The sequence below is a fragment of the Saccharothrix sp. CCNWYY140 genome (assembly GCF_037401995.1).
GTDB lineage: Bacteria > Actinomycetota > Actinomycetes > Mycobacteriales > Pseudonocardiaceae > Actinosynnema.
Genome location: NZ_JBBEGC010000041.1, coordinates 49953 through 66265, shown reverse-complemented (window position 1 = coordinate 66265; position 16313 = coordinate 49953). Strand labels below are relative to the sequence as shown.

At 69.4% G+C, this 16313-nt stretch carries 15 protein-coding genes; 7 read left to right on the top strand and 8 right to left on the bottom strand.

The features are described 5' to 3' along the window. Positions 1–227: 227 nt before the first annotated feature. From WBN91_RS19840 to WBN91_RS19810, 7 genes are all read right to left on the bottom strand, one after another. On the bottom strand, positions 228–932 hold the full coding sequence (locus tag WBN91_RS19840) for an ABC transporter ATP-binding protein (RefSeq protein ID WP_337725280.1): 705 nt from the start codon (positions 930–932) through the stop codon (positions 228–230). Continuing rightward, entirely contained in the window at positions 922–1662 is a 741-nt protein-coding gene (locus tag WBN91_RS19835; RefSeq protein ID WP_337725326.1) for an ABC transporter ATP-binding protein, read from the bottom strand. Before WBN91_RS19835 ends, WBN91_RS19840 begins: the two co-directional genes overlap by 11 nt. Before the next feature lie 32 nt (positions 1663–1694). After that, entirely contained in the window at positions 1695–2837 is a 1143-nt protein-coding gene (locus tag WBN91_RS19830) for a branched-chain amino acid ABC transporter permease (protein WP_337725281.1), read from the bottom strand. Further along, positions 2834–3796, bottom strand: coding sequence for a branched-chain amino acid ABC transporter permease (locus tag WBN91_RS19825; protein WP_337725282.1), 963 nt, complete (start codon positions 3794–3796; stop codon positions 2834–2836). The genes WBN91_RS19830 and WBN91_RS19825 overlap by 4 nt, the downstream gene beginning before the upstream one ends. Positions 3797–3929: 133 nt before the next feature. After that, positions 3930–5105, bottom strand: a complete 1176-nt coding sequence (locus WBN91_RS19820) for a branched-chain amino acid ABC transporter substrate-binding protein (protein WP_337725283.1) — start codon at positions 5103–5105, stop codon at positions 3930–3932. A 306-nt stretch (positions 5106–5411) separates the two neighbouring features. Continuing rightward, complete coding sequence (locus WBN91_RS19815) at positions 5412–6014, bottom strand: ANTAR domain-containing response regulator (protein WP_309114580.1); 603 nt, start codon at positions 6012–6014, stop codon at positions 5412–5414. 181 nt (positions 6015–6195) lie between these two features. Then, the gene (locus tag WBN91_RS19810; RefSeq protein WP_337725284.1) at positions 6196–7161 is read right to left on the bottom strand and encodes a hypothetical protein; all 966 of its coding nucleotides are present in this window, start codon (positions 7159–7161) and stop codon (positions 6196–6198) included. A gap of 760 nt (positions 7162–7921) precedes the next feature. On the opposite strand from WBN91_RS19810, the gene WBN91_RS19805 reads away from it, so the two are divergent. The 5 genes from WBN91_RS19805 to WBN91_RS19785 all read left to right on the top strand — a co-directional run bounded on the left by WBN91_RS19805 (position 7922) and on the right by WBN91_RS19785 (position 13586). Next, positions 7922–9508: a thiamine pyrophosphate-binding protein gene (locus tag WBN91_RS19805; RefSeq protein WP_337725285.1), complete on the top strand. Its 1587-nt coding sequence runs from the start codon at positions 7922–7924 to the stop codon at positions 9506–9508. Continuing rightward, positions 9505–10011 (top strand): DinB family protein, encoded by a 507-nt coding sequence (locus WBN91_RS19800; RefSeq protein WP_337725286.1) that lies wholly within the window; start codon positions 9505–9507, stop codon positions 10009–10011. The genes WBN91_RS19805 and WBN91_RS19800 overlap by 4 nt, the downstream gene beginning before the upstream one ends. Before the next feature lie 48 nt (positions 10012–10059). Then, positions 10060–11559, top strand: coding sequence for an aldehyde dehydrogenase family protein (locus WBN91_RS19795; RefSeq protein WP_337725287.1), 1500 nt, complete (start codon positions 10060–10062; stop codon positions 11557–11559). Continuing rightward, complete coding sequence (locus WBN91_RS19790) at positions 11559–12668, top strand: CaiB/BaiF CoA transferase family protein (protein ID WP_337725288.1); 1110 nt, start codon at positions 11559–11561, stop codon at positions 12666–12668. Before WBN91_RS19795 ends, WBN91_RS19790 begins: the two co-directional genes overlap by 1 nt. 117 nt (positions 12669–12785) lie before the next feature. After that, positions 12786–13586 carry a S1 family peptidase gene (locus tag WBN91_RS19785; RefSeq protein ID WP_337725289.1) on the top strand — a complete coding sequence of 267 codons (801 nt, stop codon included), beginning with the start codon at positions 12786–12788 and terminating at the stop codon, positions 13584–13586. Here the strand turns inward: WBN91_RS19785 and WBN91_RS19780 are convergent. Continuing rightward, positions 13583–14842 (bottom strand): PI-PLC domain-containing protein, encoded by a 1260-nt coding sequence (locus WBN91_RS19780; protein ID WP_337725290.1) that lies wholly within the window; start codon positions 14840–14842, stop codon positions 13583–13585. The two genes, WBN91_RS19785 and WBN91_RS19780, sit on opposite strands and share 4 nt — an antisense overlap. 120 nt (positions 14843–14962) lie before the next feature. On the opposite strand from WBN91_RS19780, the gene WBN91_RS19775 reads away from it, so the two are divergent. Together WBN91_RS19775 and WBN91_RS19770 are read left to right on the top strand one after the other, a co-directional pair. After that, positions 14963–15382 (top strand): CoA-binding protein, encoded by a 420-nt coding sequence (locus tag WBN91_RS19775; RefSeq protein WP_337725291.1) that lies wholly within the window; start codon positions 14963–14965, stop codon positions 15380–15382. Positions 15383–15430: 48 nt separating this feature from the next. Continuing rightward, positions 15431–16231 carry an alpha/beta fold hydrolase gene (locus tag WBN91_RS19770; protein ID WP_337725292.1) on the top strand — a complete coding sequence of 267 codons (801 nt, stop codon included), beginning with the start codon at positions 15431–15433 and terminating at the stop codon, positions 16229–16231. Positions 16232–16313: the final 82 nt, after the last annotated feature.

Sequence of the window (16313 nt, the reverse complement as noted above, 5' to 3'; positions counted from 1 at the left end):
AGGCCATACGGTGGGGGAACCGAGGCCCTCCACTTGTAGGTAACACCTACCGCGCGCTCCGCGCGCAAAGAACGCGCAGCGCGCGGGAAAGGCGCGAAGCGCGCGGGAAAGGCGCGAAGCGCGCGGGAAAGGCGCGAAGCGCGCGGGAAAGGCGCGAAGCGCGCGGGAAAAGCAAAAGGCCCGCCGGTCTCAGTTAGGGACCGGCGGGCCTGTGCGTTAAACCGTTCTCAGTGCCCGCCCAGGTAAGCGGCCCGAACCTGCGGGTCGTCCAGCAGTTCCAACCCAGGCGCGGACTTCACCACCCGGCCCGTTTCCAGCACATACGCCCGATCCGACAGCTTGAGCGCCTGCTGCGCGTTCTGCTCGACCAGCAGCACCGTCGTCCCGCGCTGGTTGATCTCCTTGATGATCTCGAAGATCTGCGCGATGAGCATCGGCGCCAACCCCATCGACGGCTCGTCCAGCAGCAGGACCTTGGGCTTGGTCATCAGTGCCCGCCCGATGGCGATCATCTGCTGCTCGCCGCCGGACATGGTGCCGCCGAACTGGTTCTTGCGCTCGGCCAGCCTGGGGAACAGGCCGTAGACCTCTTCCAGGTCCTTCGACAGGTCGTCCTTGCGCATGTAGGCGCCCATGAGCAGGTTTTCCTGCACCGTCATGCCCGGGAACACGCCCCGGCCTTCCGGGGACTGGCCGATGCCCAGCTGCACGCGCTTGTGGCCCGGGGTCTTGGAGATGTCCTGGCCGTTGAACGTGATGCTGCCCGACGACAGCGGGCGCAGGCCCGAGATGGTCTTCAGGGTGGTCGTCTTGCCGGCGCCGTTCGCGCCGATCAGGGAGACGATCTCGCCCTCGTTGACCTGGAGGCTCAAGCCCTTGATCGCGGCGATCTTGCCGTAGTGGACGTGGATGTCCTTGACCTCAAGAAGCATCTTCGGACACCCCCAGGTACGCCTCGATGACCTTCGGGTTGTTCTGCACCTCGTGCGGCAGCCCTTCTGCGATCAGCTGGCCGAAGTCGAGGACCGCGACGCGGTCGCTGACGCCCATGACCAGGCTCATGTCGTGCTCGATCAGCAAGACGGTCCGGCCGCTGTCCCGGATCTTGCGGATCAACTGCTGCAACGCGATCTTCTCCGCCGGGTTCATGCCGGCGGCGGGCTCGTCGAGCAGCAGCAGCTTCGGGTCGGTGGCCAGGGCGCGGGCGATCTCCAGGCGGCGCTGGTCGCCGTACGGGAGGTTCTTCGCGGTCTCGGTCATGCGCCCGGAGATGCCGACGAAGTCGAGCAGCTCGCGTGCCAGCTCGCGCCCGCGACGCTCCTCCTTGCGGTGCCACGGCAGGTTCAGCGTGGCCCCGATGGCGCCGGTCTTGTGGTGCGCGTCCGCGCCCACCATCACGTTCTCCAGGGCCGACATGTTGTGGAACAGCCGGATGTTCTGGAACGTGCGGGCGATGCCCTTCTTGGTGATGCGGAACCGCTTGGTTCCGTTGATGCGCTCGCCGTTGAACAGCACCTGGCCCTCGGTGGGCTGGTACACGCCGGTGACCACGTTGAACACGGTGGTCTTGCCGGCGCCGTTCGGGCCGATCAGGGCGAAGATCTCGCCCTCGGCGAGGCTGATGTTGGCCTCGCGCAGCGCCACGACGCCGCCGAAGCGCATCGTCACGTTGTCCAGCTGAAGGACGGGAGTGCTCACTTGGCCGCCTCCGTCGTCGAGACATCGGTGTCCGGACCCGGGACCTCGGCGCCCATAGTGCCCATCCCGCCGGTTCCTTCATGTAGTTCCGCCTTGCGCCGCCGCGACGGCAGCAAGCCCTCCGGGCGCAGCGCCATCATCAGCACCAGCACGCCGCCGAAGACCAGGATGCGGTAGTCGGCGAAGTCGCGGAACCGCTCGGGCAGCCAGCCGATGAGGAACGCGCCCAGGATGACGCCGGGCAGGTTGCCCGAACCGCCCAGGACCACCGCGGCGAGGATCGTCGCGGACAGGATGAAGGGGAACGTGTTGGGCTCGATGAACACGGCCTTGCCGGCGTAGATGCCGCCCGCCAGGCCACCGATCATCGCGCCGATGGCGAACGCCAGCAGCTTGAACTTGAACGTCGGCACGCCCATCAGCTCGGCGGCGTCCTCGTCCTCGCGGATCGCGGCCCACGCCCGCCCCACGCGGGACTTCTGCAACCGCACCGAGAAGATGATGACCAGGGCGATCGCCACGATCATCAGGTAGTAGTACGGCGCCGGGTCGAGCAGGAACTTGGTGCCGAAGATGGGCGGCGGGTGCGGGACGCCGGTGATGCCGCGGGCGCCGCCGATCTCGTCGGTGTTGTTCGCCGTGATGCGGACGATCTCACCGAAGCCCAGCGTCACGATCGCCAGGTAGTCGCCGCGCAGCCGCAGTGTCGGTGCGCCGAGGATGACGCCCGAGACGGCCGCGAGGGCGATGCCGAACACGACCGTGGCCCAGTAGTTCCAGCCGTACTGGGTGCCGTAGTAGGCCACCGAGTAGCCGCCGATGGCGAAGAACGCCACGAAACCGAGGTCGAGCAGACCGGCCTGGCCGACGACGACGTTGAGGCCGATGGCCAGCAGGATGTAGGTGCCGATCGGGTAGACCAGCACGGTGGTCCAGTCGGAGCCGGGCGACATGAACTGCCCGATCGCCGGCGCGGGCAGGATCAGCGCGCCGATCACCAGTGCGATGTAGACGGTGTAGCGCTGCCAGACCTTCGCGTGCTCCCACCAGTCGCGCATCCGGTCGAAGCCGTGCCCGACGGCGCTCAGTCCGCCCCGCTTCGCGGGGGTTTCTTGCCTCGTCACTTCGTCGCCTTTCATGCGCGTGCCTTTTGCAGCGATTCGCCGAGGATGCCGGTCGGGCGGAACATCAGCACGGCCACCAGGACGGTGAACGCGATGACGTCCTTCCACTCGGAACCGAGGAAGATCGCGCCCCAGTTCTCGATGAGACCGAGCACGATGCCGCCCATGAGGGCGCCGCGCAGGTTGCCGATACCGCCGAGGACGGCCGCGGTGAACGCCTTGATGCCGAGCACGAACCCGATGAAGTACGAGGTGTTCTCGATCTCCATGACGTAGAGGGAACCGGCCACACCGGCCATCGCGCCGCCGAGCAGGAACGTGACCCGCACGATGTTGTCGATGCTGACGCCCATCAGGACGGCCGCTTCGGGGTCCTGGGCCGTGGCCCGGATGCCGCGACCGATGCGCGTCTTGTTCACGACCCGGTCCAGGGTGATCATGACCAGGACGGCGGCGATGACGACGATGACGTGGTCGAGCCGGACCTCGGCGTTGCCGATCTTGAACAGGACGTCGCGCGCGACGTAGCGGGGCGCCGACGCCTGGTTGCGGCCCGGCTTGTCGGTCAGCCACGGGATCACCACCAGGGCGAACAGCTCCTGGAGGAACAGCGACGCGCCGATCGCGGAGATCAGTGCGGCCAGCCGCGTGGCGCCGCGCTTGCGCAGCGGCCGGTAGGCCACCGTTTCCAGCAGGACGGCGGCGCCGCTGGAGGCGGCGGCGGACACCAGCATCAACAGGACGAGCATCCCGATCATGGCGAACCCGGTGAGGGGCGCCGTCGGCGCGAACGCGGTCAGCGTCACCAGGGACGCGAACGTGCCGATCATGAAGATCTCGGAGTGCGCGAAGTTGATCAGGCGCAGGACGCCGTAGACCATCGTGTAGCCCAGGGCGATCAGCGCGTAGATCGAGCCGATCACCAGTCCACCCACCGTGCTGGGTAGGAACTGGTTCAGGAAATCATCAAGCATGACAGGTTTGCCTCACGAGACGGGGCGGGGAGAGAGCGTCTTCGCCATAGTGGTGGGGAGCGGGACGTCGCGACACCGCACGACGTACCCGCTCCCCAGCGCGCTGACTTGCTTCAGTACTGCCGTCTCGGAATCAGCCCTCGAGCTTGGCGCTGGCCGACGGGCCGAGCAGCTTGAGGACACCACCCTTGACCTGGTAGACGAAGATGTCGTTGTTCTCGGGCTCGCCGTTGGCCTTGAACTTGATCGGCTTGGACACGCCCTCGAAGCTGACCGTCTTCAGGAAGTTGTTGATCGCGTCCGAGGTGGTGTTGCCCGCCTCGACGGCCTTGATGAAGGCGGTCGCGGCGTCGTAGCCCTCGGTGGCGTAGATGGCCGGGTCGGCGTTGGCGCTCTTCTTGTAGTTGTCGAAGAACGTCTTCAGCGTGCCGGTCACGTCGGCGGACGGGATGTTGCAGGGGCAGCCGACGACGGCGCCCTCGGCCGCGGCGGCACCGGCGCCGCTGATCAGCTGCTGGTCCAGCGAGCCGTCACCGGAGGCGAAGGTGGCGCTCACGCCGCCGTCGCGCAGCTGCTTGAGCAGGCGACCGCCCTGGGCGTAGTAGCCACCGAAGAAGATCAGGTCCGGGTTGGCGGACTTGACCTTGGTGACGGTCGAGGAGTAGTCGGACGCGTCCTTGGCGAACTTGTCGTTCTGGACGGTGATGCCCTTGTCCTTGAGCGTCTTGGTGACCGCCTCGGCGATGCCGACGCTGTACTCCTGGTCGTCGGAGAGGACGAACGCCGTCTTCGGGGACTTCGCCTTGATCAGGAAGTCGGCGATGCCGGGGCCCTGGTCGTCGTCGTTGGCCACGACGCGGTGCCAGTAGGTCCAGCCGTTCTTCGCCAGGCCCGGGTTCGTGGCGGACGGCGAGACGCTGGGGATCTTGTTCTCCTCCAGGGTGCCGCCGATGGCCTTGGACTCGCCGGAGAACGCCGGGCCGATGAGGGCGACGATCTTGTCGGTGCCGACGGCCTTGGTGATCAGCGAGGTCGCCTGGTCCGGCTTGCCCTGGCTGTCGTACTTGATCAGCTCGATCTTGTTCTTGGGGTTCTTGGCGTTGTACTCGTCCACCGCCATCTTCGCGCCGTTGTACGGCGGGATCACGATGGCGGAGTTCTCGCCCGTCAGGTCACCCATGAACCCGATCTTGACCGTCGTGGCGTCGCCGCCACCCGTGTCGCCGCCACCGCCGCCGGCGCAAGCCGCAAGCACCAGCGACGAAGCCGCCGCCAGCGCGAGAACTCGGCCGAGTCGTGCTCCTGACACCGGAATACCTCCCATGACCAACCAGCCCGCCGGTAGGCGGAGCCCTCGCACGAGGGCTTGGGTTAGGGCAGGAACGTAGCTTCAGTTGAGTTCCGTGAACAGGTGGTCTTACTGCTCTGTGTCCACATCGTGACGGTAGTCACCGGGCAAATGCGCGCCGGTTAACAGTCTTAAATCCAGCTCAAATCGCCGCAGGTCACAGCACCAATGCGGGCAGTAACCAACAATGAGCACGACAGGGCGTCCGATACCCGAACAGGTAACCCTGAACAGGTAACGGACGCCCTGGGTGGTAAGAGGTCGAACTCAGCCGAAGTTTTCGATGACCGCTTCGGCGACGGCCTTCATGGTCGTGCGGCGGTCCATCGCGGTGCGCTGCACCCACCGGAAAGCCTCGGGCTCCGACAGACCTTGCTTGGTCATCAGCAATCCCTTGGCGCGCTCGACGACCTTTCGCGTCTCGAGCCGCTCGGTGAGGCCGGCGACCTCGTTCTCCAGCGCCTGGAGTTCGGCGAACCGGCTCATCGCCAGTTCGATCGCGGGCACCAGGTCGCGCTTGGCGAACGGCTTGACCAGGTAGGCCATCGCACCGGCGTCCCGGGCGCGTTCGACCAGGTCGCGCTGGCTGAACGCGGTCAGGATGACCACGGGGGCGATGCGCTTGCCGGCGATGGCGCTGGCGGCCTCGATGCCGTCGACCTTGGGCATCTTGACGTCCATGATGACCAGGTCGGGCCGCAGGTCCTCGGCCAGCGTCACGGCCTCGTCACCGTCGGCGGCCTGCCCCGCCACCTCGTAGCCCTCTTCGCGCAGCATCTCGACCAGGTCGAGGCGGATGAGAGCTTCGTCCTCGGCCACGAGCACGCGACGGGGCGCGGTGCGCTGGGCCTCGGCAGCCTGTTGGGTCACCGGGGTCCTCCTACAACTCGTCACTGGTGGCACTCGACGCGGTCGCACCGGCCGAAAGGGCAGTCTACCGGCGCGGGAGCGGCGGACGGCCGGCGTCGGGGGGTGATCGCCGACACCGATGTCACTCCGTCGGTTCACAACGGCCTGACCTGGCCTTCCGCCGTTCCCGTGTGGACGTTGTTTACCTCACCGACTCGTGTGGCGGCTCCCACCACCCGGTGACGCCCTCGGGCCACTCGAACGCCGCCAGCGCCTCCTCCCCCGCCGGGTCGGGTCCTTCCACCTCCCGCAGGTAGAGGTCGTACCAGCCGGTGCCCAGGCCCAGTCCGCCGGTCGCGCTGGGCACCTCGGTCGCGTCGGGGACGCCGAAGACGGGGTGCAGGAGGCGGTCGACGACGGCCGTGACACCTAGGCTCTCCGGCCACTCCAGCCACCACTCGTCCCGGCGGGGCAGCGACCGCACCCAGGGTGCCTTGGTGAACAGGTGGTACCGGCGCAGGAGCGCGCTGCCCAGCCCGGTGGGGCGGGGATGCTGTTCGAGGTGCTCTTCCTCGACTGCCGTCAGCGGGCCTTCGATGAAGGGTCCGTGCAGGTCACGGCCCTTGAGCAGGGTGCGGACGTACTTCATGCCCACCGCCCAGGCGGCGTCGTCCACGCCGCTGAGGACGACACTCGCGTCGAGGTCGAGCAGCCGCACCTCCACGGATCGCGGGTGGCGGTGGATGCGCAGCCCGGCGACGCCCGCGACCCACCGGTCCTCGTAGCGGGGCAGCAGTTCGTAGAGGAACGGGCCGAGGGCGTGCTCGGCGAGGTGCAGGCGCGGGGTGTCGGCGGGCTCGACGGCGGCGAAGACGTGCGCCGGCCGCAGCATCGAGGCGGGCGGGCGGAGTTGCAGGTGGGAGGCCGCCTCGGTGGCGGTTTGCAGGACGACGCACTCCAGCGACCGCTGGTCGTCGGTGGGCGCGTCGGGCAGGAAGAGCCCCCGGACGTCGGCTTTGCCGTGCAACGCGTCGACGACCCGTTCCCGCCGGTCGTCGGGAAGGGCGTGCAACACGGATTTCACCGCGGGAACGGCCTGGGAGAGGTTTTCGCCGGTATAGACGCGGCGCAGGTCGACCAATTGTTCGGTCAACGACGAACGTGACATCGCGGTCCTCGCTCCCACCGCCCGGCTCGGCGCACAAGGACGCGGTACACGCGTCAGCTGGTTGGTCGGTGATCTAGCCCCGAGGACAGGGGTGCCCACACCCCGCGGCGGATCATGCCACCCGTTTGCCGGGAGGTGGCTCCAGCCTCACGTCTGCCCACACACGCCGGTTCCGAGGTTACCAGCCGGCTCCAGCACTTATCCGCGACTGCGGGTGTGGCCGGCCCTGCATCCGCCTTTGGTCAGCCGGGCCAGGGAATTGTCGTACCGGTCTGGGAGAATGGTGATCGGGGGCCGGCGGCCAACCCTTGATCGAACGCGAACCCGCCGTCCGGACGCCGAAGTCTGCTCTGGATATACGCTTCCGCGTTCACCCCTCACAGCCGTGTTGCCCGTGGTGTGCGGGGTCTGCGGGCACTCCTGGCTTTGCGCCCGGCTCCGCGCAGGGGTTGCCACTGGGCACCGCCAAACGCAACGCGCCCGGGCACTGCCCCACGCGAGTTCCCCCGGCACCTGCCCACGCGACCCACTCCGGCTCAGCGCTGTCTGCTCGGCCCATCCAGCTCGCCCGGCGCAGCTCAGCGCGGTCCGGTTCGGGCTTCTGGCGGCTTGGCGCGTTCGGGCGCGGATTCGAGAGGTGTGGCCTCCGGCCCCCGGTTCCATTGTCCCACGAGGGACCGACAAAGCCGGGCTTGTGCTGGGCGACAGGGTTGGTGTGGGGGCGTTGCCGTGTGCACCCGTGACTGCCTAGCTTCGGCGCATGGTGACCGGTGCGGTGCGGTTGGTCGAGGTTTTGCGGGCGCATGGGGTCGAGGTCGTGTTCGGGTTGCCCGGGGTGCACAACCTGCCCATCTGGGAGGCCCTGCGCGGATCGCCCGTCCGACTCATCGGCGTCCGGCACGAGCAGACCGCCGTCTACGCCGCCGACGGGTACGCCCGTGCCACCGGGCGGCTCGGGGTCGCCGTCGTCACGACCGGGCCGGGGGCCGCGAACTGCCTCGGCGCCACCGGGGAGGCGATGGCCTCCGGTTCTCCCGTCCTGGTGATCGCCACCGACATCCCCTCCCACCTGCGCCGACCCGGCGAGTACCGGGGTGTCCTGCACGAGACGCGAGACCAGCGCGCGATGTTCCTCCCCGTCGTGAAGGGCGGCTGGACGCTGCGCGGACCCCACGACCTGGGCACCTACGCCGACAACGCCGCCCTCCTCGCCACGACCGCCCCGCACGGACCGGTCTACCTGGGCATCCCCACCGACCACCTCACCGCCGACACCGGCCCCTGGCACCGCATCCCGACCGGCCCGCCGGTCGTCCCGCCGCTCGACGCCGCCCAGGACCTCATCGCCCGCTCCACCCGACCGCTGATCTGGGCCGGTGGCGGCGCCCAGCGCGCCCGAGCCGGGGCGGCCGTCGCCCGCCTCGCCGAGCGCCTGGACGCCCCGATCGTCACCACCTACGCCGCCAAGGGCCTGGTCGACCACCCGCACGTCGTCCACGGACCGGTCCACCTGCCCGAGATCGGCGCGCTCTGGGACGAGGCCGACCTGGTCATCGGCATCGGCAGCGACTTCGACGGCATGATGACCCAGAACTGGCTCCAACCACCCCCTCCCCGGCTCCTGTCCATCAACGTCGACACGGTCCGCAACTACCCGCCGGACGTGACCCTGCGCGGCGACGCCCGGGTCGTCACCGAAGCGCTCGCCGGAACCCTCGACGCCCGCCCGGCCAACGGCACCGCGCAGCGCGTCGCGGACCTCAACGACCTCGCCCGCCGGGCCGCCGAAGCCGACGAACCGCAGGTCGCGGGTCTGCTCGACGCGCTCGAAGGGCACCGGGTGGTCGCGGACATGTGCGTCGCCGGTTACTGGATCGGCGGCTTCCACCGGGTCACCGCGCCCCGGCACCTCGCCTACCCGGTCGGGTGGGGCACCCTCGGCTTCGGCTTCCCGGCGGCGCTGGGCGCGGCCCTCGCCGGGCGCACGGTGGCCGTGTGCGGGGACGGCGGGTTCCTCTTCGCGTGCGGCGACCTCGCCACCGCCGCCCAGGAGCGGCTGCCCGTCACGGTCGTGCTGGTCGACGACGGCGGCTACGGCATGCTCCGCTACGACCAGGTCCAAGCCGGCCACCCGACCCACGGCGTCGACCTGCACACCCCCGACTTCACCGCGCTGGCTCGCAGCTTCGGCGTCGAGTCATCCACTGTGGACGGTTTCGGCGACGACTTCCGGAGCACGCTCGACAAGTACACCGACGCCGAAGGCCCCAACGTCCTGGTCGTGAAAGCGGAGTTGAAGCCGCCGGTGAACACGTCCCCGCGCTGGTACCGTAAGGTTCGAACATGAGTTCGAACCGCGTGTGGCCGCAGGCGGCGGCCGACGACGAATTGCGCCTGCTCACCGACTTCCTGACCTTCCTGCGCCTGACCGCGGTGGGCAAGGTCGAGGGCCTGAGCCGCGAGCTGGCGACCACCGCGCCGATCCCGACCTCCCCCGTGGTCACGGCGCTGGGCGTGATCAAGCACCTGATCGCGGTCGAGCGGTACTGGCTGTCCATCGAGGCCGGTGGGCGGGACGTCCCGGCGTTGTGGGGCAAGGACGCCGACGCCTCCTGGCTCGTCGAGGACCACGAGACCGTGGAGTCCGTCCTGGCCGACTACCGCGCCGAGTGGGAGCGTTCGGCCGAGGCCATCGCGGGTCTGCACCCCGGCGACCGCACCCGCGGCGACCACGACGGCAACGGCCGGACGCTCCGCTGGGTGCTGGCCCACCTGGTCCAGGAGACCGGCCGGCACGTCGGCCACCTCGACTTCCTGCGCGAACTGGCCGACGGCGAGAAGGGCGAGTAACCACCCGAGGGGTTGGCACCCGTCGAGGCGGGCACCAGGCTGGTGGCCATGAGCTACGTGTCCACGAACCCCGCCGACCTCAAGGACGTCGTCACCACCGTCGACCTGGTCGACGCGCAGGCGTTCGCCGCCGCCGCGCGGCGCGCCAAGCAGGCCCAACGCGACTGGGCGCGGGTGCCCGCGCCGGTCCGGGGCCAGGTGGTCGCCAACATCGGCAGGCTGGTCGAGGCCAACGCGGAGGCGCTGGCCCGGCTGGTCACCCGCGAGATCGGCAAACCGCTGGCCGAGGCGCGTGGCGAGGTGCAGGAGATCGCGGACACGTGCGCGTTCTTCGCCGGCGAGGGTCGGCGGCTCTACGGCCAGACCGTGCCGTCGGAGATGCCGGACAAGCAGCTGTTCACCTTCCGCAACCCGGTCGGCGTGACGGCGTTCATCACCGCCGGCAACTTCCCGGTCGCCGTGCCGTCCTGGTACATCGTGCCCGCGCTGCTGTGCGGCAACACGGTGGTGTGGAAGCCCGCCGAGTACTCCGCCGCGTCCGCACAGGCCTTCTACGACATCTTCGCGGCCTCCGGTCTGCCCGAGGGCGTGCTGAACATCGTCTTCGCCGAAGGGTCGGAAACGTTCCGCGGCCTGGAAAGCGCCCTCCAGCAAGGACTGGTGGACAAGGTCGGGTTCACCGGGTCGTCCGAGGTGGGCACGCTGATCGGCGAGCTGTGCGGGCGGCACCTCCAGTCGCCGTGCCTGGAACTGGGCGGCAAGAACCCGATGGTGGTGACCGAGGACGCCGACCTCGACCTCGCGGTGCAGGGCGCGTTGTTCTCCGGGTTCGGCACCGGCGGGCAGCGCTGCACGTCGCTGGGCACGGCGATCGTGCACGAGTCGGTGCACGACGAGTTCCTGCGCCGGTTCACCGCCGCGACCGAGGAGGTCGTCGTGGGCGACCCGTTCGGCGACGTGCTCTACGGTCCGATGCTGGACGGCAAGTTCGCCGTCTCCTACGAGAAGTACCTGGGCTGGGTCCGCGACCACCACCGCGCCCACGGCTCGACCGGCGTCGGCCGGATCACGGGGTCCAACCCCCGCAAGGGTTTCCTCGGCGACCCAGACGCGGGCCTGTTCTACCACCCGGTGATCGTGTCCGGCGTCCGCCCCGACGACGAGCTGTTCCTGCACGAGACGTTCGGCCCGATCGTCGGCGTGACCAGCTACCGCACGATCGACGAGGCCGTCGAGCTGGCGAACCTGCCCGGCTACGGCCTGTCCAGCTCCATCTACACCACCGACCCGAACAAGGTCTTCGCGTTCCGCACCGGCGTCGGCGCGGGCATGGTGAGCGTCAACAACTCCACCTCGGGCGCGGAGGCGCACCTGCCGTTCGGCGGGAACGGCAAGTCCGGCAACGGTTCCCGGCAGTCGGGCGTGTGGGTGCTCGACCAGTTCACCCGCTGGCAGTCGGTCAACTGGGACTACTCGGGCGCGTTGCAGAAGGCGCAGATGGACACGCTGTCGGTCGAGGCCGACCTGGGCTTCCGGCTGGACGGCTGATGGGTGTGGGCTCCGCGGCCGAAGGGCCGGGCCGCGGGAACGCGCTCGACGGGGTCGTCATCGCCGACTTCGGCCGGGTGCTGGCCGCGCCCTACGCCACCATGATGCTGGCCGACCTGGGCGCAGAGGTGATCAAGATCGAGCACCCGCGCGGCGACGAGACCCGTGCGTGGGGACCGCCGCACGCGCACGGCCAGGCCACCTACTTCCTGTCCGTGAACCGGAACAAGGTGTCCCGCACGATCGACCTGGCCACACCGGAGGGCCTGGCCGAGGCCCGGGAACTGGCGCTGGGCGCGGACGTGCTGGTCGAGAACTTCCGGCCCGGCACCATGCAGAAGTTCGGCTTGGACTACGAGTCGTTGAGTTCAGTCCACAAAGGACTTGTGTACTGCTCGGTGACCGGTTTCGGTGCGGGCAAAGGTGCGGCGCTGCCCGGGTACGACCTGTTGGTGCAGGCGGTCGGCGGGCTGATGAGCGTCACCGGGACGACCGAGCCGACCAAGGTGGGCGTGGCGCTGGTGGACGTGCTGACCGGCCTGCACGCCGCCGTGGGCATCCTGGCCGCGCTGCGCCACCGTGACCGCACCGGGGAGGGCCAGTTGGTCGAGGTGGACCTGTTGTCGGTGCTGTTGTCCAGCATGGTCAACCAGTCCGCCGGGTACACGCTGGCCGGCGTCGTGCCGGGCCTGATGGGCAACCGGCACCCGTCCATCGCGCCCTACGAGGTGTTCCCCACCGCCGACCGCCCGATGGTGCTCGCTGTGGGCAACGACCGGCAGTTCGAACGCCTGTGGTCCGCGCTGGACCTCGACCCCGATCCCCGGTTCGCCACCAACCCCGACCGGGTCGCGCACGTGGACGTGCTGGCGGACCTGCTGTCCGCCCGCCTGCGCACCCGCCCGGCCGCCGACTGGTTCGCCCTGCTCACGCCGCTGGGCGTGCCGTGCGGGCCGGTCAACGACCTCGCGGGCGCGGTCGATCTCGCCCAGTCGCTGGGCCTGGGCCCGACCGTCGACGTGGGCGGCCTGAACCTGGTCGCCAACCCCATCCGCCTGTCCGAAACCCCGGCGACCTACCGGTTGCCGCCGCCCAACCTGGCGGGTTGACCCTGCCGGCCATCGGGATTCCCGCGTACCGGTGAATTGTTTCGCCCGGCGGTGGTGTTCCTTTGGTCGCCACCGCCGGGGGCCTGGTTTCATCGCCCGGGACTCCCGGGAGGTTTCGTGGCCAAGCGTGTGCCGGGCGCGGTGGCGGTCGCCGTGCTCACCCTGACCCTGACCGCCGCGCCGGCGCGGGCGGCGGCGGTCGACTTCACCGGCGCGGTGGCGTTGAACAACTGCTCGGGGTCGGTGGTCCGCACCTCGTCGGCCCAGCCCTCCGACCCGGCCCTGGTGCTGACCAACGGGCACTGCGTGCGGATGCTGGACGTGGACGAGGTGGTGGTGGACCAGCCGTCGTCGCGCACGGTCACCCTGATCAACCGCGAGGGCACCGGGTCACTGCGGTCCGTGCGGGCCAACCGCCTGCTGTACGCGACCATGACCAGCACCGACGCGGCCGTGTACCGGCTCGACCTGACCTACGCCGACGTCGAGGCGGCGGGCTCGCGCGCGCTCGAACTGTCGCCCACGCGCCCGGCGGCCGGCGCCGACCTCCGCGTCGTGTCCGGGTTTTGGAAGACGATCTACTCCTGCGGGCTCGACGGGTTCGTGCACCGGCTGCGCGAGGACAAGTGGTCGTGGCCCGACGCGATCCGCTACACGCCGGAGTGCCGGACCAAGGGCGGCACGTCGGGGTCGCCGATCGTGGACGCCGGGACCGGTGTGGTGGTCGGCGTCAACAACACCGCGAACGAGAACGGCGAGCACTGCACGCTGAACAACCCGTGCGAGGAGGACGAGTCCGGTGCCGTGACCGTCCGCCAGGGGATCGGCTACGGGCAGCACACCTACCCGATCGTCCCGTGCGTCAAGCCCGGCGCGATCGACCTGACCGCGCCGGGCTGCACGTTGCCGCGCCCCTAGAAGCGTTCGGTGGCAAGCGCTTGCGCGGCTGCCACCGGGTTGCCCAGGTGGTAGTGGTCGACCGCCAGGTAGTTCGGCGTCTTGCGAGCGGCGGGTTCGCAGAAGCGGCGGGCGCGGTCGGCGAGCTTGCCGTTGTCGGTCGTGGCGGTGCTCGTGAACGGGACGTCGCGGAAGTGGTTCATGACGAACAGCGGGGTGAAGCCGGGTTCCCGCCTGGTGAGCGGGGTGTTCCAGCGGCTGTAGCAGGACCAGTCGGAGCTGCCCAGGCCCGGTCCCATCGACCAGTAGTTCTCCACCGTCCACTCCGACTGGTACATCACGCCGAAGCTGTCGCGCTGCGGGGTGTCGCCGGAGCGGGCGTGGTCGGTGAAGATCATGAGCCGCTTGTTGGTGGCGCGCAGGGTGTTCAGGGTCGGCCAGCCGGTCGTGCGGACGCCTGCCTGGTCGGGGCGGAAGAGGAGGTCGTCCAGGCCGTTGACGCGGGCGAGTTCCCTCTGGAGGACCGGCGCGGAGACGTAGTCCTCCAGGAAGATCGTGACGAACTCGGACGGGTTGGCGCGCAGGAAGTCCACGACCTTCTGGACGTCCACCCAGAGGGCGACCGGGCGGCTGACCCAGGTGCAGCTGTTGTGGCACAGGATCGCGCCGTCGGGGGTCTGGTGGATGTCGAGTTGGAAGCCGCGGACGCCGTCGGCGAGTTGCTGGGCGATGCCGCGCTGCTGGTTCGGCGCGAGGTTGACGAACGGCGGCGCGAAACCGCCGTCCACGCCGTTGGCGTAGGCGTTGTGGGCGGTCAGGAAGGTGATTTGGTCGAGGCGGCGGGTGCCGTCCTGCGGTACCGGGGTGCGCGTCGGGTGGACCGGAGTGAGGTACCAGAGGTTGTCGCCGGTGCCGACTTTCACCTGGTCGCCTTCGTGGATGAGGTAGCGGTCGGTGGTGCCGGGGACGCGCAGGCGGTGGCGGTCGGCGTCGGGTAGGACGTCCCACCGGGCGTCGGGGCTGTCGCAGGCCAGCATGACGGCTTGGTCACCGGATCGACCGAGGCACAGGGTGCCCTCTTTGAGTGTTCGACCACTCAAGGTCCACTGCTGGTGGTCTTCGTCGCCTTTGGGGCGGTGCTGGACGACCGACGTCCCGGACACGGCTGCGTTGAGGCCCGTCGTGACGCTTTGCAGGTAGACGAGGGTGTCGGCGGCTGTGGCCGGGGTGGCGGTGGTGAGCAGGAGCAGCGTCGCGAGTGCAGGGATGGCTCGCATCGGGCGTTCCTCTCGCTGGTTCGCAGGGCTCCCAGGATCGCCCACGTCATCGGTAACGCGAAAGAGGTTCACGTAATCTCGCCCCGAACGTCCCGCGCCGGAACGTCCTACGCTGGAACCATGAGCGAACCCTGGGGCGACACCGAGAAGATCCGGCGCATCCTGGCCGACTGCGAGACGTGGGCGATCGTGGGCCTGGCCGACCACCCGCACCGGCCGGCGTACGGCGTGGCGCGGTTCCTGCAACAGCACGGCAAGCGGATCGTGCCGGTGCACCCCGACGCGGAGACCGTGCTGGGCGAGCAGGGTTACGCGAAGCTGGCGGACATCCCGTTCCCGGTCGACTGCGTGGACGTGTTCCGCCGCTCCGAGGCCGCCGGCGAGTTCGCGGACTCGGCGGTCGCGATCGGGGCGAAGGCGGTGTGGTTCCAGCTCGACGTCGTGGACGAGGAGGCGTACGAGCGCGCCACCGAGGCCGGCTTGGACATGGTGATGAACCGCTGCCCCGCGATCGAGTGGCCGGCCAACGGTCCACAGTGACGACGAACCCGGTGCCGCGGCGCCGGCGGGACGGCTAACCTCGCGGTCATGCCGGTCGCCAAGCTCAACGGGATCAACCTGAACTACGACGTCCAAGGCTCCGGGGACCTGGTGGTCCTGATCATGGGAACCGGCAGCCCGGGCCGCGTGTGGCACCCGCACCAGGTGCCTGCTTTGGTCGCGGCCGGCTTCCGGGCGGCGACGTTCGACAACAGGGGCATCCCGCCGACGGACGAGTGCGCGACAGGCATGAAGATCGAGGACCTGGTCGCCGACACCGCGGCCTTGATCGAGCACCTGGGCGGCCCGGCCCACGTGGTCGGTACCTCAATGGGTGCGAGGGTGGCCCAGGAGCTGGCCCTGTCCCGCCCGGACTTGGTGAGGAAGGCAGTCCTCCTGGCCACCGCCGGCCGCAACGACCCCCTCCAGATCGCCCTATCTGAGGGCGAACGCGCCCTGCACGACGAACAGATCACCTTGCCCGGCCGGTACCACGCGGCGATGACAGCGGTCCTGAACCTGTCCCCAGCCACACTCCGCGACCCGATGGCGATCCGGGATTGGCTGGACGTCTTGGAGTACACGGGTTCGGCGGTCGGTGCCGGCGTGCGCGCGCAGATGGAGTTGGACGAGTTCGACAGCCGCTTGGAGGCGTTCCGGGAGATCAAGGTCCCGTGCCTGGTGGTCGGCTTCGCAGACGACCGGGTCCTGCCGGCGCACCTGGGACGCGAGGTGGCGGAGTCCATCCCCGGTGCCGAGTATGCGGAGGTCAAGGACGCCGGCCACTTCGGCTTCCTGGAACAACCAGCCGAGGTGAACCGCCTCCTGACCACCTTCCTGACCAGCTGACCGCCCCCTGCGCGCGATTCACCCGATCGAGCGACATACAGAATCCGCGACCAACCACCGACTCGCGCGTCCCGTAGAGAGA